Consider the following 16358-nt stretch of genomic DNA (forward strand, 5'->3'; position numbering starts at 1 on the left):
TGGCTCAGGGGAACGCGGTACGTGCGGGAAATTCGCTTTCCATGTCCCAGTAGCCCTTCTTCTGACTTGCGGCGCCGTGCCACTGCCCTTCGACAAACCGATAAGTCTGATAACGGGTGGCAAAGTCGTCCTCACCGTCGCCGTCCATAAATGACGACACCTGCAGCAGTTCATCCGCGCCGCCACTGGCTGGCGTTGCGATCATCCACGCAGCCTTGCCGGTATGAGCCAGGGTCAGCGCCTGGACTTTGCCGTCGGCGCCCTGGTAACTCAACGGCTTGAGTTGCTGTTTGCCAGGCAGCAACAGCTGCGTGGCAGGTCCGCTGTAGCTGCCCATGGGGGCGGTCTGGTCGATGGTCAAAAAATACACAGGTTCGGGCAGCCCTTTGAGCGGGGCTTTCTTGACCTCGGCCAAGGGGTAGCCGAGGTCTTCGTGAGCTATCACCTCGCCAGAGGCCGATACCCACCGCACCTGGGCTTCGAGCAGCGGGTTGTCGACCAAATCGCCGGGCTCGTCGAACGAGTCTTCATCCAGCCCACTGCCCCAACTGTCCTTGTGCAGTTGGGCGCTGATGCGCTGGTCTTCGAGCACCTGCAGCACACTGCCATCTGGTGTCACCAGCGTTTGCGCCAGGCGATAGCCCGTTGGCAGCTCAGCCCAGGCCATGGCGGGCAAGCCGGCCAAGGCGATTAACAGGGCGACTACACCCAAGCGATTCGATCGTTGCATGGCGTCCATCCCTGGGTTATTCGAAAAGTGCATCCAACGCCTGTTCCAGGCGCGTGACCCCAATCACCTGCAATCCCGGCGGCATTTCCTTCGGCGCATTGCCCTTGGGCACGATCGCGCGTTTGAAGCCGTGTTTGGCCGCTTCCTTCAAGCGTTCCTGACCGCTCGGCACCGGGCGCACTTCGCCGGACAGGCCCACCTCACCGAACACCAGCAGGTCGTGGGGCAATGGCCGGTTACGCAAGCTGGACATCACTGCCGCCATCAACGCCAGGTCGGACGCGGTTTCCAGCACCTTGACCCCGCCGACCACGTTGAGGAACACGTCCTGGTCATGGGTCGGGATGCCACCGTGACGGTGCAGCACCGCCAACAGCATCGCCAGGCGGTTTTGATCCAGGCCCAGAGTGACGCGACGAGGGTTGGCCAGATGGCTGTCATCCACCAGCGCCTGGACTTCCACCAGCATCGGCCGGGTGCCTTCCCACGTTGCCATAACCACGCTGCCTGGGACTTCTTCCTGGGCACGGGTCAGGAAAATCGCCGAGGGGTTGGAGACTTCCTTCAGCCCCCGGTCTGTCATGGCGAACACACCCAGCTCGTTCACCGCACCGAAGCGGTTCTTCACCGCCCTCAGCAGGCGCAAGCGGCCATCGGACTCGCCTTCGAAATACAGCACGGTGTCGACCATATGCTCCAACACCCGTGGCCCGGCCAGCGCGCCCTCTTTGGTGACGTGGCCGACCAGGAAGATCGCCGTGCCGCTCTGCTTGGCGTAGCGCACCAGCAACGCCGCACTCTCGCGCACCTGGGACACACCGCCCGGCGCCGATTGCAGTTGCTCGGTGAAAATCGTCTGGATCGAGTCGATCACCATGACCTTGGGTTTTTCGATCCGGGCCGTGGCGATGATGCTTTCGATGCAGGTTTCAGTCATGACCCGCAGTTGGTCCTGGGGCAAACCGAGGCGGCGGGCACGCATGGCCACCTGTTGCTGGGATTCTTCGCCGGTGACGTACAGCGCCGGCATGCGGCTGGCGATGCTGCACAGGGTTTGCAGCAGGATCGTCGATTTACCGATGCCGGGGTCGCCGCCAATCAACACCACCGAACCATCCACCAGGCCGCCACCCAGAACCCGATCCAGCTCACCGGAAGCTGTCGAGAAACGCGGGATCTCTTCAACGCTGACCTCGGCCAGGGTCTTGATCTGCGCCTGTTGCCCGGTCCAGCCGGCGCGGCCGGTGGGGGCCGAGGCGCCGCCGCTTTCGATCATGGTTTCAGTCAGGGTATTCCACGCACCACACTCGGTGCATTGGCCGGCCCACTTGGGAAAGGTCGCGCCGCACTCCGTGCAGCCGTACATGCGCTTGGCCTTTGCCATTTGAGAACCTCCAACCGAAAAACCGCGATGATAGCTCAGCGCGACGCCGGGGTCCGGATTTCACCGCTGGCCAGTCGTGAAGCACTGTTGCCGACCGGGTCTTCGGCATTGAGATCGGCGCCCTTGGCCTTGAGTTCGTCGAGCAACTCAAGGCGCTTGAACAGGCCGGCGTACATGGCCGCCGTCTGACCGGCACCGTTACGTTGGTCGGGGTTGCAGTCGGTGGCCAGCAGGCGCTGGGCAATTTTCAGTTCACCCTTGAAGATCGCGCCCATCAACGCGGTGTTGCCGCGCTTGTCCTGCACACAGGCGTCGGCGCCGGCGGCGAGCAAACGCTCCACGTAGGCGCTTTCACCATGGTAGGCGGCGAGAATCAACGCCGTGTAGCCCTTGTCGTCCTGGGTGTTGAGGGGGAAGCCGGCGTCGATAAAGGTGTTGAGCATGTCGAGGTCACCACGGCGGGCGGCGTCGAAGTAATAATCCTGGAGCTGCGCCTTGAGCGCGACCGGGTCGGGCGACTCGGCATGGGCGACAAAGGCCAGCATGGTCATCAGTAGGCCGATCGAAATACGCATGAGTTCTCTCCTGCCAGAGGTCGACGCCCGCGTGGGCGTCGACCGAAACCAACGTCAGTCAGTGAGTTTTTCGGCCAGCGCCTTCACGCGCGCCAGGTCACCCTTGGCGACCTTGGCCACGCCGGTGCCGTATTCCGGATCAGCCTTGTAGAGGAACGACAGGATGATGTGCTTGCTCTCGTCATCGGTAGTGGCCAGGGAGCCGCCGAAGTTGTCGATCAAGTCCTGACGCTCTTTCTTGCTGTAGGAGCGATACAGATCGCCGGCCTGCTTGAAGTTCTGCTCACGCTGGATCTTCGCCTGCTGGGTGCTGCCCGACAGCGCCGTCTGGCTGTAGCGCGCGGTTTGCGGCTCTTCACGGTTTTCCAGGCGGCTTGGCTGGTAGTTCACACCGCTGGTGGTCTTGCCGAAGTTCAGCGCGCCGTCCTGGTTACCGTTGTTGACGGTGACCCGTGGGGCATTGATCGGCAATTGCAGGGCATTGGCGCCCAGTCGATACATCTGCGTGTCGGCATACGAGAACACCCGCCCTTGCAGCAGGCGGTCTTCCGACGGTTCGATGCCCGGCACCAGGTTGGCCGGGGCCATGGCCACTTGCTCGGTTTCCTGGAAGACATTCGCCGGGTTGCGGTTCAGCACCATCTGCCCGACTTTACGCTCGGGCACATTCGGCCAGATCTTGGTGGCGTCCAGCGGGTCGAAATCAAACTTGGCCAGGTCTTCCGGCTTGAGTACCTGCACATACAGGTCCCACTTGGGGAAGTCGCCCTTGTTTATATGGGTGACCAGGTCGTTGGTCATATGGCTGTAGTCACGCCCCTGCACTTCGGTAACTTGCTTGGGGTCGAGATTCTTGATGCCTTGCAGGCTCTTCCAGTGGAACTTGACGTAGTGCACTTCACCCTTGGCGTTGATCAACTTGTAGGCATGTACACCATTGCCGTCCATTTCCCGATAACTGGCCGGAGTACCGGAGTCGGAATACAACTCGGTGAGTGTGCGAGTGGCCTCGGGAACATGGGAGAAGAAGTCGAAGCGACGGGAGTCATCGTCCAGGTTAGTGCGCGGGTCCGGCTTGAAGGCGTGGACCATGTCGGGGAACTTGATGGCATCGCGGATAAAGAACGTCGGGAAGTTATTGCCCACCAGGTCCCAGTTGCCATCGGCGGTATAGAACTTGGTGGCGAAGCCGCGCGGGTCACGCAGGGTTTCCGGGGAGTGGTTACCGTGCACCACGGCCGAGAAGCGCACGAATACCGGGGTCGTTTCGCCAGCAGCGAAGACCTTGGCCTTGGTCAGGTCGCTGAGGTTATCGGTGACGGTGAAGGTGCCATGGGCGCCGGTGCCACGGGCATGCACGACGCGCTCGGGGATGCGTTCACGGTCGAAGCGCTGCAGCTTCTGGATCAGTTGCACGTCCTGCAGCAGCACCGGGCCGTTGGCGCCAGCGGTTTGCGAGTTCTGGTTATCGCCGACCGCGGCGCCGTTATCACGGGTCAGGTTGGCGGCTTGCACGGAGAGGGAAAGCAGGCTGGCGGTCGCCAGTACCAGCACATGACGCGCCAATACCGGGCCGCGATTGATTGGATTCTTCATCAAGGTTTCCTCTGGTTTTTTAGTGCACATTCAGTCGTGCTTGCCAGAGGCTAGTGACCCGCGAGTCAGAAGATAAATAGAAAAACCCCACCAGGGCGATTAAGAAAATAATGTGGTAAGCCACTGAAACAGCGCGTATTTCGCGCGCGATTGGTGGCACTTTGCAAACTATTTGCGTTTTAATGTGTCGATTAAAACTAACAGTGTTAACGGTTGTGTCGGGCAAGCCCGCTACCGCTGACTTACACTAAGCGGCACCCTTCTCATTTGTAACAAGGAATAACCTATGGGCGTGATCAGTGAGTTCAAGGCCTTCGCGGTCAAAGGTAATGTGGTCGACATGGCCGTCGGTATCATCATCGGCGCCGCCTTCGGCAAAATTGTTTCTTCGTTTGTAGGCGACGTAGTGATGCCGCCCATTGGTCTGTTGATCGGTGGCGTGGACTTTGGTGACCTGGCGATAACGCTCAAGGCGGCACAAGGCGATGTGCCCGCCGTCGTCCTGGCGTACGGCAAGTTCATCCAGAGCGTGATCGACTTTGTGATCGTCGCGTTTGCGATCTTCATGGGCGTCAAGGCCATCAACCGCCTCAAGCGCGAAGAAGCCGTTGCACCTAGCCTGCCACCGACACCGAGCAAGGAAGAAGTGCTGCTGGGTGAGATTCGCGACCTGCTCAAGGCACAGAACGACAAGCCGCTTTAACCCGTACCGGCTTGGAAAAAAGGCGCCTGCTTGAGGCGCCTTTTTATTACCAGTAGTTTTCCACCGCCACCTGCCCCGGCCGGCGGCTAAGGCTCAGTTGCATGTCGCGCTGCTTGAGCAACTGGCGGGTGTCATCCACCATCTGCGGGTTACCGCAAATCAGCACGCGGGAATGTTCCGGAGTCAGCTCGACGCCGGCAGCACGCTCCAATTCGCCATTCTCGATCAGCGTGGTAATGCGCCCATTCAGCGCACCTGGGTGCTGTTCACGGGTGACGAGCGGGATGTAGGTGAATTTATGCGCGTATTCGGCCAGGTACTCTCGTTCACCCAGCTCTTTGATCAGCGACTGATAGGCCAACTCCTGGGCTTCCCGCGCGCTGTATACCAGGATGATGCGCTCGAATTTCTCCCAGACTTCAAAGTCCTGCAGGATCGACAAAAACGGCGCCACCCCGGTCCCCGTACCCAACATCCACAAGTCACGACCATCGACGAAACGATTCAGGGTCAGGTACCCGGTAGCCTGGCGCTCCACCATTAAGGTATCGCCTACCCGCAGTCGGCTGAGCTCACTGGTGAATTCGCCACCTGGGACAACAATCGAGAAGAAGTCCAAGTATTCATCAAATGGCGAGGACACCACGGAATAGGCACGCCACACCGTGCTGCCATCCGCCTTGGTGACCCCCAGGCGCACGAATTGCCCGGCGGTGAAACGGAACCCTGGGTCACGGGTGGTTCGCAGCGTAAACAGGCTGGGGGTCAGGGATTGCACATCGAGCAAGGTCTGGCGGGTAAATTTCTCAGCACTGGCCGTCATGGGGGACTCCGTTCTACAGGTGCCCTAGTGTCCCTCAAAGTCGCGCCCGGAAACACCCATGCCGGGTAATGGCATGGTGCAGGCACAAAATAGTAGCAACTTAATATCAGCGCTAATAAATTTGCTATTAGCGCCCCTATCAGCACCACAAGCACACTCTAAGTTGGTCTGCTACAAGTGCTTCAACTGACTAAAAAATCGAAAAAAACAACTAAGCCCCTTAGCAAAGCCCGCCGCGACCGTAGAGAAAACTTCTTAAACGCCGCCCTGCAAGAGCGAAAATTTCATCTCGCGATGTAGCTCATGTCCTACACTGGTTTGCGTGCAGTGGGAGTTCGGGACGTATCCCATGTCATGCGGAAACCCATGGAGAGTTACCAATGGTCAACTGGCGCAACACCCGACTTCCCAAGCTGGAGGGCGAGAGCGAGGCAACTACTCTTTTCGAGACGGCTGTGAACCACACCTACGCACTTGGCTTCCAATACTGTTCTTTTACGATGAGTTCTCAACTGCCTAACAACCAAACGAAACCTATTCACCTCAACAACTATCCCGATGAGTGGAACAAACTGTATAACCAGGCCCACTTCTTTGAAGTTGATCCCGTGGTGGAACATTGCAAACGTTGTGTACTCCCCCTTGTCTGGGAGGAAAAAACCTTTAAAGACTCACCAAACTTGTGGTCTTTAGCCAAATCCTTTGGTGTGCATTTGGGATGGACCCAAGCTGTGCATGATTTCCAGGGTGTGTTCAGCATGCTGACCCTTGGCCGTAGCACGGGTGAAGTGACCCCGCAGGAGCTGTACGAAAAAGCCGGCCAGGTCCTGTGGCTGTGCCATGCGATGCACGCGGTAGTGGCGCAGACTTACGCACGCAAGCCCAGCATTAACCCTGCCAGCAAATTAACCCCGCGCGAAACCGAAATCCTCAAGTGGTCAGCCATGGGCAAGACCGCTGCGGACATCGCCACCATTCTGTGCCTGTCCGAACGTACGGTGGGCTTTCATATCTGCAGTTGCTTCAAAAAGCTGGGGGTCAACAACAAGATCGCCGCTGTGCTCTGCGCCTCGAAAGCGGGGTTGTTTTAAGCCGCGTTGAAACACCGCATGTAATCCCTCAAGAAAAAAAGTAACATTTACGACCCATTCTGAGTGCTGGGCTGTCCCCACGGGGCGCCGCCCGCTGTTCACTCAGACGGTTCTGCAGCCGACTGCCGAACACCCATCGATGACCCAGAGCCTCCCTCGCCATGCCCCTGCTCGACAGCCCCTTCGCCCAGCTCGATCTGATCCGCCAGCCAGAGCAGCATAACGATCCGCTGCAAGCCTTCGACGCAGCCGACGAGTACCTGCTCAGCTATCTGGCTGAACAGCAACCGAGCGCTGCGACTCGCGTGCTGGTGCTCAATGACAGCTTCGGCGCCCTGGCTGCCAGTCTCGAAGGCCGGGCGCAGGTGACCTCCAGCGGCGACTCGTTCCTGGCCGCCCTGGGCCTGGATACAAACCTGGTGCGCAATGGCAAGGCCTTTGACGCCGTGCCGTTCATCCCCGCCTGCCAAGTGCCCACAGGGCCGTTCGACCGGGTGCTGATCCGTGTACCCAAAACCCTGGCATTGCTGGAAGAACAACTGATCCGCCTGCAAGGCCAACTGGCGCCGGGTGCCGAGGTGATCGCAGGGGCGATGATCAAGCACCTGCCAAGGGCGGCCGGGGAAATGCTTGAGCGCTATATCGGGCCGATGCACGCCTCCCTGGCCGTCAAGAAAGCCCGGTTGCTGATCGCCACCCAGGCCGACCGGCCCATCGCTGTCTCGCCCTACCCGACGCGCTACACCCTGGACGCGCCGGCTATCGAACTGCTCAACCATGCCAACGTGTTCTGCCGTGAAGGCCTGGACATCGGCACCCGCGCCTTCCTGCCGCACCTGCCCAACAACCTGGGCAGTGCCCGCGTGGCGGACCTGGGTTGTGGCAACGGTGTACTGGCGATTGCCAGCGCCCTGCAAAACCCCGAGGCGCAATACACTCTGGTGGACGAGTCCTATATGGCCGTGCAATCGGCGCTGGAGAACTGGCAAGCCGCCCTCGGTGACCGCGCCGTCACCGTACGCGCTGGCGATGGCCTGGCCGGTCAGGAACCAGACTCCCTCGACGTTGTGCTGTGCAACCCGCCGTTCCACCAGCAGCAGGTGGTCGGCGACTTCCTCGCCTGGCGTATGTTCCAGCAGGCGCGGGAGGCGTTGGTGGTCGGCGGCGCCCTGTATATCGTCGGCAACCGTCACCTGGGTTATCACAGCAAGTTGGCGCGCTTGTTCCGTGGCGTAGAGCAAGTGGCCGCCACGCCAAAGTTTGTGATTCTCAAAGCGCGCAAATAAAAAAAGCCCTGCCCTTCCAAAAGAAGAGCAGGGCTGAAAACCGAGCGCGAAGCCCGGATCGGGATGTCAGTGGGTGGTCAGGCCGGCCGCATTCATGAACATGCGCATCAGGCTGGCCACGACGAACAGGGCCAGCACACTGCCGGTCCAGATCATCGCCAGCCACCCCAGGCGCCGCCACAACGGCTGTTTCTCGGCCTGTTCAATCTCGTGCAACGTAGGTTTGCCGGACATGCAACGACCCTCCTAGTGATAGCCGTCTTCGTGGGTGACCTTGCCGCGGAACACGTAGTAGCTCCAGAAGGTGTAGCCCAGGATGAACGGGATGATGAACAAGGTGCCCACCAGCATGAAGCCTTGGCTCTGGGGCGGCGCAGCGGCATCCCAGATCGACACGGATGGCGGGATGATGTTCGGCCACAGGCTGATCCCCAGGCCGCTGTAGCCGAGGAAGATCAGCACCAGCGTCAGCAGGAACGGCGTGTAGTGGGCATTACGCGCCACGGCGCGGATCAACCCGTACATGGTCACCAGCACCAGGATCGGTACCGGCAGGAACCAGAACAGATTCGGCAGGGTGAACCAGCGCGAGGCGATTTCCGGGTGCGACAGTGGCGTCCAGATACTCACGATGCCGATCACGGCCAACACCACGAAGGCCAACGGCCGCGCCAGGTTGTGCATCTTCTCCTGCAACGGGCCTTCGGTTTTCATGATCAGCCAGGTGCAGCCCAGCAACGCATAGGCCACGATCAGCGCCACGCCGCAGAACATCGTGAACGGTGTGAGCCAGTCCAGCGAGCCGCCGGCAAACTGGCGATTGACCACCGGGATCCCGTCGATAAACGCGCCCAGCGCTACACCCTGGAAGAACGTGGCCGCCAGCGAGCCGCCGATAAACGCCTTGTCCCACAGGTGACGCTTGTGGTCCTTGGCCTTGAAGCGGAACTCGAAAGCCACGCCGCGAAAAATCAGCCCGATCAGCATCAAAATCAACGGCAGGTACAACGCAGAGAGCACCACCGAATAGGCCAGCGGGAACGCGCCGAACAACGCCGCGCCACCGAGTACCAGCCAGGTTTCGTTACCGTCCCAGACCGGGGCCACGGTGTTCATCATCACGTCACGGTCGGTCTTGCCCGGGATAAACGGGAAGAGAATGCCGATGCCGAGGTCGAAGCCGTCCATGACCACGTACATCATGATGCCGAAGATGATGATCACGGCCCAGATCAGCGGAAGATCAATACCCATCTCAATTCCCCTTGTGCTGGATGTGGGCGTGGTCGTCATCGCTGCCATCATCGGCGGCGGACAAAGGACGGGCCGGTGTGCGTTTCTGGCCAGGGCCACCGTGGGTCGGCTCCGTGCTTTCGTGGGTCACCGGGCCTTTGCGCACCAGGCGCATCATGTAGCCCAGGCCCGCACCAAACAGCGCGAAGTACACCACCACGAACAACACCAGGGTGATCGTCATCTGCGCCAGGCTATGCCCGGAAGAAGCATCCGCCGTGCGCATCAACCCGTAGACCACCCACGGCTGGCGGCCGATTTCGGTGGTGAACCAACCGGCAAGAATCGCGATCAGGCCAGACGGCCCCATCCACAGCGCCAGGTACAGGAACGGTTTGGACGTGTACATCTTGTCGCCCCGGCGCAGCCAGAGGCTGAACAGACCGGTGAAGATCATCAGGAAACCCAAGCCGACCATGACCCGGAACGACCAGAACACGATGGTCGAATTCGGCCGGTCTTCCGGTGGGAACTCCTTGAGCGCCGGCACCTGTTTATCCAGGGAGTGGGTCAGGATCAGGCTGCCCAGGTACGGAATCTCCACCGCGTATTTGGTTTTTTCGGCTTTCATGTCCGGCCAGCCAAACAGGATCAGCGGGGTTGGCTCATTGCCTTTGTTTTCCCAGTGGCCTTCGATGGCGGCGATTTTTGCCGGCTGGTGCTTGAGGGTGTTGAGGCCATGAAAGTCACCGATCACCGCCTGGATAGGCGCCACGATCAGGGCCATCCACATCGCCATCGACAACATCTTGCGGATCGCCGGGTTGTCCTTGCCGCGCAGCAAGTGCCAGGCCGCCGAGGAACCGACGAAGAACGCGGTCGCCACGAACGCCGCCGTAGCCATATGCGCCAGCCGGTAGGGGAACGACGGGTTGAAGATCACCGCCAGCCAATCGGTAGGAATCACGCGACCGTCGATGATTTCAAAGCCCTGCGGTGTCTGCATCCAGCTGTTGGACGCCAGGATCCAGAAGGTCGAGATCAACGTACCGACGGCCACCATCACGGTGGAGAAGAAGTGCAGCTTGCGCCCCACTTTGTTCCAGCCAAACAGCATCACCCCGAGGAAACCGGCTTCGAGGAAGAAGGCCGTAAGCACTTCGTACGTCAGAAGCGGCCCGGTGACGGCGCCGGCGAAGTCCGAGAAGCGGCTCCAGTTGGTACCGAACTGGTAGGCCATGACCAAACCGGAGACCACGCCCATGCCGAAGTTGACGGCAAAGATCTTCGACCAGAAATGGTAGAGGTCACGGTAGGTGTCGTTATGGGTCTTGAGCCACAAGCCTTCCAGCACCGCGAGGTAACTGGCCAGGCCGATGGTGATCGCCGGGAACAGGATGTGGAATGAGATGGTGAACGCGAACTGAATTCGGGCGAGATCTAGCGCCTCCAAACCGAACATAAGTCTTCCTCTGTCAGTAATACCGGCTGCTGGCGGGAGCCTGCACCCACTGCCCCCACGGATATGGAGTCTGGCGAATTTCAATTCGTTTCTTTTTTTAACCAACCACGTAGGGAATCAGGCCTTGCGGCCACCAGAACAAATTCTGAAATGACTTTGATCTGGATCAATCACAGTGAAAAGAGTAGTCCCATTTTCGCGGTTGGTCCGTGTGGTCTTTTGCCGCGTGACAGACTGCCTCAGCGCAGTTCTTGCAACCATCTGTTACAACTTGATGATAATCTCGGCCCTTCCTCCGGCCTTGACCAGAATTTCCGATGCCCAGTGAACCCGCGTTGCTGTTACGTCACCACCGCCCTTTCATCGCGTTCTGGCTGGCACGGATTTTCACCGCCAGCGGCTTCCAGATGCTTACCGTGGCCATCGGCTGGAACCTCTACCAACTCACCGGCAACGTACTGGACCTCGGTTTGGTCGGCCTGGTGGAGTTCGTGCCGCGCGTGCTGTTCATGCTGCACACCGGGCATGTGGCCGACCGCTATGAGCGACGCAAAGTCGCGGCCATCTGCCAGACCGTGCAGGCGCTGATTGCCCTCTCCCTGGCCATCGGCGGCCTGACCGGCAACGTGACCCGCGAGATGATCTTTATCCTGGCCTTCCTGCTCGGCGCGGCGCGGTCATTTGAAATGCCCACCACCCAGGCCCTGTTGCCGAGCATCGTGCCCAGCGCACTGTTCCCACGCGCCGTGGCCTCGTCGCAGTCGGCCCAGCAACTGGCGACCATCGTCGCCCCGGCGCTGGGCGGTTTGCTTTACGCCTTCGGCAGCGTCTGGGTGTATGGCCCCACAGTGGCGCTGTACCTCATCGCCTGCGTGCTGACCCTCAACCTGCCCGCCCGCCAGACCCCGCTCAATAAAGGCAAGGCCACCCTGGATTCGCTGCTGGCGGGGATTCGTTTTATCCGCAGCCGCCCGGACATCCTCGGGGCGATTTCCCTCGACCTGTTCGCCGTGCTGCTGGGCGGCGCCACCGCGTTGCTGCCGGTGTTCGCCAAGGACATCCTGCTGACCGGCGCCTGGGGCCTGGGCCTGTTGCGTTCGGCACCGGCGGTGGGTGCGTTGTTGATGTCACTGTGGCTGGCACGTTTTTCGGTAGATCGGAAGGTCGGCCGGGTGATGTTCACCGCCGTCGGCGTATTCGGCGTGGCGACCATTGCCTTCGGCCTGTCCACCTCGTTCTGGTTTTCCCTGGCGGTACTGGTGGTACTGGGCGCGGCGGACATGATCAGCATGGTCATCCGCGCCTCCTTTGTGCAGTTGGAAACCCCGGATGAAATGCGCGGCCGGGTGAGTGCGGTCAATGGCCTGTTTATCGGCGCGTCCAACCAATTGGGCGAGTTCGAGTCGGGCATCACTGCCCATTGGTTTGGCACCGTGCAGGCCGTGGTGATGGGCGGGATCGGCACGCTGGTGGTGACCGGGGTGTGGATCAAACTGTTCCCGACCCTGGCGAATCGGGATCGTATGCATGTGCCGGTGGAAGAAAGCATCAAGCCCGCTGCATGATTCAATGTGGCAATAAGATCAATGTGGGAGGGGGCTTGCTCCCAATAGCGGTGGATCAGCCAACTTATGCTTGGACTGAAACTCCGCCATCGGGAGCAAGCCCCCTCCCACATTTGGATTTTCAGTGTTTGCTGGACCGCCTCAGAGCAACTTGTCCAGGGTGATCGGAAACTCCCGCACCCGCTTGCCGGTGGCATGGTAAATCGCATTCGCCACCGCCGCCGCCACCCCGACAATCCCGATTTCCCCCACGCCTTTGGACCCAAGGGCGTTAACGATCTCGTCGTGTTCTTCGACAAACACCACGTCTATCTCACCGATATCGGCATTTACGGGGATGTGGTATTCAGCCAGGCTGTGGTTCATGTAGCGTCCCAGTTGATGGTCGATCTGAGTCTCTTCGTGCAGGGCCATGCCGATTCCCCACACCACCCCGCCGAGGATCTGGCTGCGTGCCATCTTCGGGTTGACCACACGCCCCGCCGCGATGGCGCTGACCACCCGGCTGACCTTGATCGTGCCCAAGTCTTCATCAACCCGCACTTCGACGAACACCGCCGAATGGGTGGCGGTGGCGTACCCCTCGCGTTTCTTGTCCGGTTCGCTGTCGACCTGGACCTCCAAGGTCTCTTCGCCGCTGTCCTTGACCAGTTGAGCCAATGACACACTCACGTCACCGGTGTGCAGTTGGCCGTCTTCAAAGCGCACGGACTCGGCCTCTTTGAACACCGGGTAAGTTTGCCGGGCGATGGTCAGCAGCTTGGCGCTCAACGCTTCGCAGGCTTGCTGCACGGCGGTGCCGACGGACGACACGGTGAACGAGCCGCCTTGCAGCGGCGCGGTGGGCAGTGAAGAGTCGCCGAGCAGAAACACCACGTCCTCCACCGCCACACCACTGGCCTGCGCCGCAATCTGGGTCATCACCGTGTAGGTGCCGGTGCCGATATCCGTGGTCGCGCTGCTGACCGTCAGCTTGCCCTCGGCGTCGATGCGCGCCTTGGCGCTGGCCTTCATCTGCATGGCCTCCCACACGCCACCGGCCATGCCCCAGCCGATCAACTGGCGGCCGTCGCGCATGCTGCGCGGTTCCGGGTTGCGCTGGTTCCAGCCGAAGCGCTCGGCTCCTTCGCTGTAACACTCGCGCAGGGCCTTGCTCGACCAGGGTTTATCTTCGTTCTGGTTGCGCTCGGCGTAGTTGACCAGCCGCAGCTGTACCGGGTCCATCCCCAAGGCGCTGGCCAGTTCATCCATGGCGCACTCCAGGCCAATCACACCCAACGCAGCGCCGGGCGCGCGCATGTCCAGGGGCGTGAACACATCCAGCGGCACCAGTTTGTAAGTCAGTTGCACGTTGTCGCAGTGATAGAGCATGCCGCTCCACTCCACCACATGCTCACTGAAATCTTCGAAGCGCGAGGTCTGGCCAATCGCCGTATGCCCCAACGCCAGCAGGCGACCATTGGCGGCGGCGCCCATCTGCAAACGCTGCAACGTGCGCGGGCGGTAGCCGAAGGTGAACATCTGCTGGCGGGTCAAGGTGACGCGCACCGAGCGCTTGAGCGCCAGGGACGCCATCACTGCCAAGGGCAATTGATACTGCGGACGCAAACCTGAGCCGAAGGCACCGCCGACGTATGCAGCAAAAATCCGCACCTGGCTTTTATCCAATCCGAAGACTTTTTGCACATAGGCCTGGCAGTTCTGCGGGCCTTGGGTCTTGTCATGAATATGCAGGGTGCCGTCCGGCTGATACAGCACGGTGCTGGCGTGGGGTTCCATGGGGTTGTGGTGTTCGATGGGCGTGCTGTAGTGCAGGTCGAGACTGACAGCGGCAGCGGCCCACTCGGCCTGGAAGTTGCCGCGCGGCGCGGGTGGCGTCTGCGGTGAGGCATGGGCCTGTTCCTGTTGGGCTAGCAGGTCAGTCTCGAAGTCTTCACGCGCGTATTCGATTTCTACCAGCGAGCCCGCATGTCGCGCCAGCTCCAGGTTGTCGGCGATCACCAGGGCCAGGGGCTGGCCGCTGTACAGCACATGGTCGTTATACAGCGGACGAAACGGCGAACCGTCCGCCGCATCATCATCCTGGAAGGCATCGTCGTAACTGGCGATTTTCGGCCGGTTGAGGTGATGGATAACCGCCACCACGCCCGGCAGGGCCAGTGCCCTGGCCGCGTCGATAGCCAGCACACGGCCCTTGGCGATGGTGCTGGACACCACACTGCCGTGGAGCAGGCCGTCCTCGGGGAATTCACCGGCATAACGCGCCTGGCCGGTGACCTTGAGCAGACCGTCGACACGGTCCAGGGGTTTGCCAATAGCGGTCATGGGCGTTCTCCTGCGACGGCGGCGTCGCTCAGGGCGCGGATAATTGCGCGGCGCGCCAGCTTGATCTTGAAGCCGTTGTGCTCCAGCGGCTCGGCGTCGTGCAACAGGGCGTCGGCGGCGTTGCTGAAGGTCTCGCGGCTGACCACCTGGCCGATCAGCGAGGCTTCCACCGCGCGGTCACGCCAGGGTTTATGGGCCACGCCGCCAAGGGCCAGGCGCGCATCGACGATTCGGTCGCCCTCCAATTCGAGGGCGGCAGCGACAGACACCAACGCAAACGCGTAAGACGCACGGTCGCGGATTTTCAGGTAGTGGCTGTGACGCGCCAGGTGGTCGGCGGGTAATTCGATGGCGGTGATCAGCTCATCGTCGGCCAGTTGGTTGTCGCGTTGCGGCGCATCACCGGGCAAGCGGTGGAAGTCGGCAAACTCGATAACCCGCGCACCGCCACGCCCCTCCACATGCACCCGCGCCTCCAGCGCCGCCAGGGCCACGCACATGTCCGACGGGTGAGTGGCCACGCACTGTTCGCTGGCGCCGAGGATTGCGTGGATGCGGTTCAAGCCGGTGCGCGCCGGGCAGCCGCTGCCGGGCTCACGCTTGTTGCAGGGCACGGTGGCGTCATAGAAGTAGTAGCAACGGGTGCGCTGCAACAGGTTGCCACCCGTACTGGCCATATTGCGCAGTTGCGGCGAAGCACCGGCAAGGATCGCCTGGGACAGCAACGGGTAATGCTGTTCGATCAGCGGGTGCCAGGCCAGGTCGGCATTGCTCACCAGCGCGCCGATCCGCAGGCCGCCCTCGGCGGTTTGTTCAATCTCATTCAGCGGCAGGCCGGTGATGTCGATCAGGTGCTCGGGGCGGCTGATGTTTTCTTTCATCAAATCCAGCAGGTTGGTGCCGCCGGCAATAAAGCGCGACGCGGCGCTGCTCAGGTGCACGGCTTCGTGGACATCCGCCGGTTTGCTGTACTGGAAGGGATTCATTGCGCGCCTCCCGGGGTGCGGCAGGCCGGCAAGGCCTCTTCGATAGCATCACGGATGTTGCTGTAGGCGCCGCAGCGGCACAGGTTGCCGCTCATCAGTTCCTGGATCTGCGCGGTATCGTGGGCGCGGCCTTCATTGGCCAGGCCGACGGCGGAGCAAATCTGACCCGGCGTGCAGTAGCCGCACTGGAAGGCGTCGTGCTTGATGAAGGCTTGCTGCATCGGGTGCAGTTGGTCGCCGCCGGCCAGGCCTTCAATGGTGGTCAATTCGGCGCCATCGCACATCACCGCCAGGGTCAGGCAGGCGTTGATGCGTTTGCCGTCGCGCAATACCGTGCAGGCGCCGCACTGGCCGTGGTCGCAGCCTTTTTTGCTGCCGACCAGGTCCAGTTGCTCGCGCAGCAGGTCCAGCAACGTGGTCCAGGGCAATACATCCAGTTGGCGGTGCTGACCATTGAGGGTCAAGCGTATGGAGTGGGCGACGAACGGTTGGGCCGCCGCGCCATTGGGGGTCGCGCTCATAAACACCTCACGGGTTGGTGTACATCCGCGGCGTTCAGGAAAATCGCCGTCTCAGGGGTACGACTTCCCGGGTTATTG

At 61.1% G+C, this 16358-nt stretch carries 15 protein-coding genes; 4 read left to right on the top strand and 11 right to left on the bottom strand.

All coding sequences use genetic code 11. The annotated features are described in order from the left end of the window. Positions 1 to 4: 4 nt before the first annotated feature. From ACHPFG_RS27340 to katB, 4 genes are read right to left on the bottom strand one after another with little or no spacing between them, the layout of a single operon-like run. Positions 5 to 730 carry a hypothetical protein gene (locus ACHPFG_RS27340; protein ID WP_431700970.1) on the bottom strand — a complete coding sequence of 242 codons (726 nt, stop codon included), beginning with the start codon at positions 728 to 730 and terminating at the stop codon, positions 5 to 7. A gap of 16 nt (positions 731 to 746) precedes the next feature. Continuing rightward, complete coding sequence (gene radA / locus ACHPFG_RS27345; protein ID WP_024077502.1) at positions 747 to 2114, bottom strand: DNA repair protein RadA; 1368 nt, start codon at positions 2112 to 2114, stop codon at positions 747 to 749. A gap of 35 nt (positions 2115 to 2149) precedes the next feature. After that, entirely contained in the window at positions 2150 to 2689 is a 540-nt protein-coding gene (locus ACHPFG_RS27350) for an ankyrin repeat domain-containing protein (protein WP_431700971.1), read from the bottom strand. A gap of 54 nt (positions 2690 to 2743) precedes the next feature. Further along, entirely contained in the window at positions 2744 to 4285 is a 1542-nt protein-coding gene (gene katB / locus ACHPFG_RS27355; RefSeq protein WP_145336627.1) for a catalase KatB, read from the bottom strand. A 286-nt stretch (positions 4286 to 4571) separates the two neighbouring features. Between katB and mscL the strand changes: the two genes are divergently transcribed. Beyond that, positions 4572 to 4988 carry a large-conductance mechanosensitive channel protein MscL gene (gene mscL, locus ACHPFG_RS27360; RefSeq protein ID WP_053137928.1) on the top strand — a complete coding sequence of 139 codons (417 nt, stop codon included), beginning with the start codon at positions 4572 to 4574 and terminating at the stop codon, positions 4986 to 4988. A 46-nt stretch (positions 4989 to 5034) separates the two neighbouring features. On the opposite strand, the gene ACHPFG_RS27365 is transcribed toward mscL, so the two are convergent. Further along, a complete protein-coding gene (locus ACHPFG_RS27365) occupies positions 5035 to 5811 on the bottom strand; it encodes a ferredoxin--NADP reductase (protein WP_131699338.1) in 777 nt (258 codons plus the stop codon). Positions 5812 to 6191: 380 nt separating this feature from the next. Between ACHPFG_RS27365 and ACHPFG_RS27370 the strand changes: the two genes are divergently transcribed. Both ACHPFG_RS27370 and ACHPFG_RS27375 read left to right on the top strand, forming a co-directional pair. Next, positions 6192 to 6902 carry a helix-turn-helix transcriptional regulator gene (locus ACHPFG_RS27370; protein ID WP_145336629.1) on the top strand — a complete coding sequence of 237 codons (711 nt, stop codon included), beginning with the start codon at positions 6192 to 6194 and terminating at the stop codon, positions 6900 to 6902. Positions 6903 to 7063: 161 nt separating this feature from the next. Continuing rightward, a complete protein-coding gene (locus ACHPFG_RS27375; RefSeq protein WP_431700972.1) occupies positions 7064 to 8188 on the top strand; it encodes a methyltransferase in 1125 nt (374 codons plus the stop codon). 66 nt (positions 8189 to 8254) lie between these two features. Here the strand turns inward: ACHPFG_RS27375 and ACHPFG_RS27380 are convergent, their stop codons facing one another. From ACHPFG_RS27380 to ACHPFG_RS27390, 3 genes are read right to left on the bottom strand one after another with little or no spacing between them, the layout of a single operon-like run. Next, positions 8255 to 8422, bottom strand: a complete 168-nt coding sequence (locus ACHPFG_RS27380; RefSeq protein WP_010562540.1) for a DUF2474 domain-containing protein — start codon at positions 8420 to 8422, stop codon at positions 8255 to 8257. 12 nt (positions 8423 to 8434) lie between these two features. Then, positions 8435 to 9442, bottom strand: a complete 1008-nt coding sequence (gene cydB, locus ACHPFG_RS27385; RefSeq protein ID WP_131700155.1) for a cytochrome d ubiquinol oxidase subunit II — start codon at positions 9440 to 9442, stop codon at positions 8435 to 8437. Between the two features lies 1 nt (position 9443). Further along, on the bottom strand, positions 9444 to 10883 hold the full coding sequence (locus tag ACHPFG_RS27390; RefSeq protein ID WP_131700154.1) for a cytochrome ubiquinol oxidase subunit I: 1440 nt from the start codon (positions 10881 to 10883) through the stop codon (positions 9444 to 9446). A 317-nt stretch (positions 10884 to 11200) separates the two neighbouring features. Between ACHPFG_RS27390 and ACHPFG_RS27395 the strand changes: the two genes are divergently transcribed. Beyond that, positions 11201 to 12448 (top strand): MFS transporter, encoded by a 1248-nt coding sequence (locus tag ACHPFG_RS27395; protein ID WP_431700973.1) that lies wholly within the window; start codon positions 11201 to 11203, stop codon positions 12446 to 12448. A gap of 141 nt (positions 12449 to 12589) precedes the next feature. Here the strand turns inward: ACHPFG_RS27395 and ACHPFG_RS27400 are convergent, their stop codons facing one another. Genes ACHPFG_RS27400 through ACHPFG_RS27410 form a run of 3 tightly spaced genes read right to left on the bottom strand, consistent with a single transcriptional unit; the run spans position 12590 to position 16280 of the window. Beyond that, positions 12590 to 14773 carry a xanthine dehydrogenase family protein molybdopterin-binding subunit gene (locus ACHPFG_RS27400; RefSeq protein WP_431700974.1) on the bottom strand — a complete coding sequence of 728 codons (2184 nt, stop codon included), beginning with the start codon at positions 14771 to 14773 and terminating at the stop codon, positions 12590 to 12592. Beyond that, on the bottom strand, positions 14770 to 15759 hold the full coding sequence (locus ACHPFG_RS27405) for an FAD binding domain-containing protein (RefSeq protein ID WP_431700975.1): 990 nt from the start codon (positions 15757 to 15759) through the stop codon (positions 14770 to 14772). The genes ACHPFG_RS27400 and ACHPFG_RS27405 overlap by 4 nt, the downstream gene beginning before the upstream one ends. Continuing rightward, on the bottom strand, positions 15756 to 16280 hold the full coding sequence (locus ACHPFG_RS27410) for a (2Fe-2S)-binding protein (protein WP_431700976.1): 525 nt from the start codon (positions 16278 to 16280) through the stop codon (positions 15756 to 15758). The genes ACHPFG_RS27405 and ACHPFG_RS27410 overlap by 4 nt, the downstream gene beginning before the upstream one ends. Positions 16281 to 16358: the final 78 nt, after the last annotated feature.

The sequence above is a fragment of the Pseudomonas sp. BR20 genome, assembly GCF_050780135.1.
Lineage (GTDB): Bacteria > Pseudomonadota > Gammaproteobacteria > Pseudomonadales > Pseudomonadaceae > Aquipseudomonas.

Bases quoted from the DNA above. Each gene is read 5' to 3' on its own strand.
- ACHPFG_RS27340 (WP_431700970.1), bottom strand. From the start codon at position 730: ATGCAACGATCGAATCGCTTGGGTGTAGTCGCCCTGTTAATCGCCTTG.
- radA (WP_024077502.1), bottom strand. From the start codon at position 2,114: ATGGCAAAGGCCAAGCGCATGTACGGCTGCACGGAGTGCGGCGCGACC.
- ACHPFG_RS27350 (WP_431700971.1), bottom strand. From the start codon at position 2,689: ATGCGTATTTCGATCGGCCTACTGATGACCATGCTGGCCTTTGTCGCC.
- katB (WP_145336627.1), bottom strand. From the start codon at position 4,285: ATGAAGAATCCAATCAATCGCGGCCCGGTATTGGCGCGTCATGTGCTG.
- mscL (WP_053137928.1), top strand. From the start codon at position 4,572: ATGGGCGTGATCAGTGAGTTCAAGGCCTTCGCGGTCAAAGGTAATGTG.
- ACHPFG_RS27365 (WP_131699338.1), bottom strand. From the start codon at position 5,811: ATGACGGCCAGTGCTGAGAAATTTACCCGCCAGACCTTGCTCGATGTG.
- ACHPFG_RS27370 (WP_145336629.1), top strand. From the start codon at position 6,192: ATGGTCAACTGGCGCAACACCCGACTTCCCAAGCTGGAGGGCGAGAGC.
- ACHPFG_RS27375 (WP_431700972.1), top strand. From the start codon at position 7,064: ATGCCCCTGCTCGACAGCCCCTTCGCCCAGCTCGATCTGATCCGCCAG.
- ACHPFG_RS27380 (WP_010562540.1), bottom strand. From the start codon at position 8,422: ATGTCCGGCAAACCTACGTTGCACGAGATTGAACAGGCCGAGAAACAG.
- cydB (WP_131700155.1), bottom strand. From the start codon at position 9,442: ATGGGTATTGATCTTCCGCTGATCTGGGCCGTGATCATCATCTTCGGC.
- ACHPFG_RS27390 (WP_131700154.1), bottom strand. From the start codon at position 10,883: ATGTTCGGTTTGGAGGCGCTAGATCTCGCCCGAATTCAGTTCGCGTTC.
- ACHPFG_RS27395 (WP_431700973.1), top strand. From the start codon at position 11,201: ATGCCCAGTGAACCCGCGTTGCTGTTACGTCACCACCGCCCTTTCATC.
- ACHPFG_RS27400 (WP_431700974.1), bottom strand. From the start codon at position 14,773: ATGACCGCTATTGGCAAACCCCTGGACCGTGTCGACGGTCTGCTCAAG.
- ACHPFG_RS27405 (WP_431700975.1), bottom strand. From the start codon at position 15,759: ATGAATCCCTTCCAGTACAGCAAACCGGCGGATGTCCACGAAGCCGTG.
- ACHPFG_RS27410 (WP_431700976.1), bottom strand. From the start codon at position 16,280: ATGAGCGCGACCCCCAATGGCGCGGCGGCCCAACCGTTCGTCGCCCAC.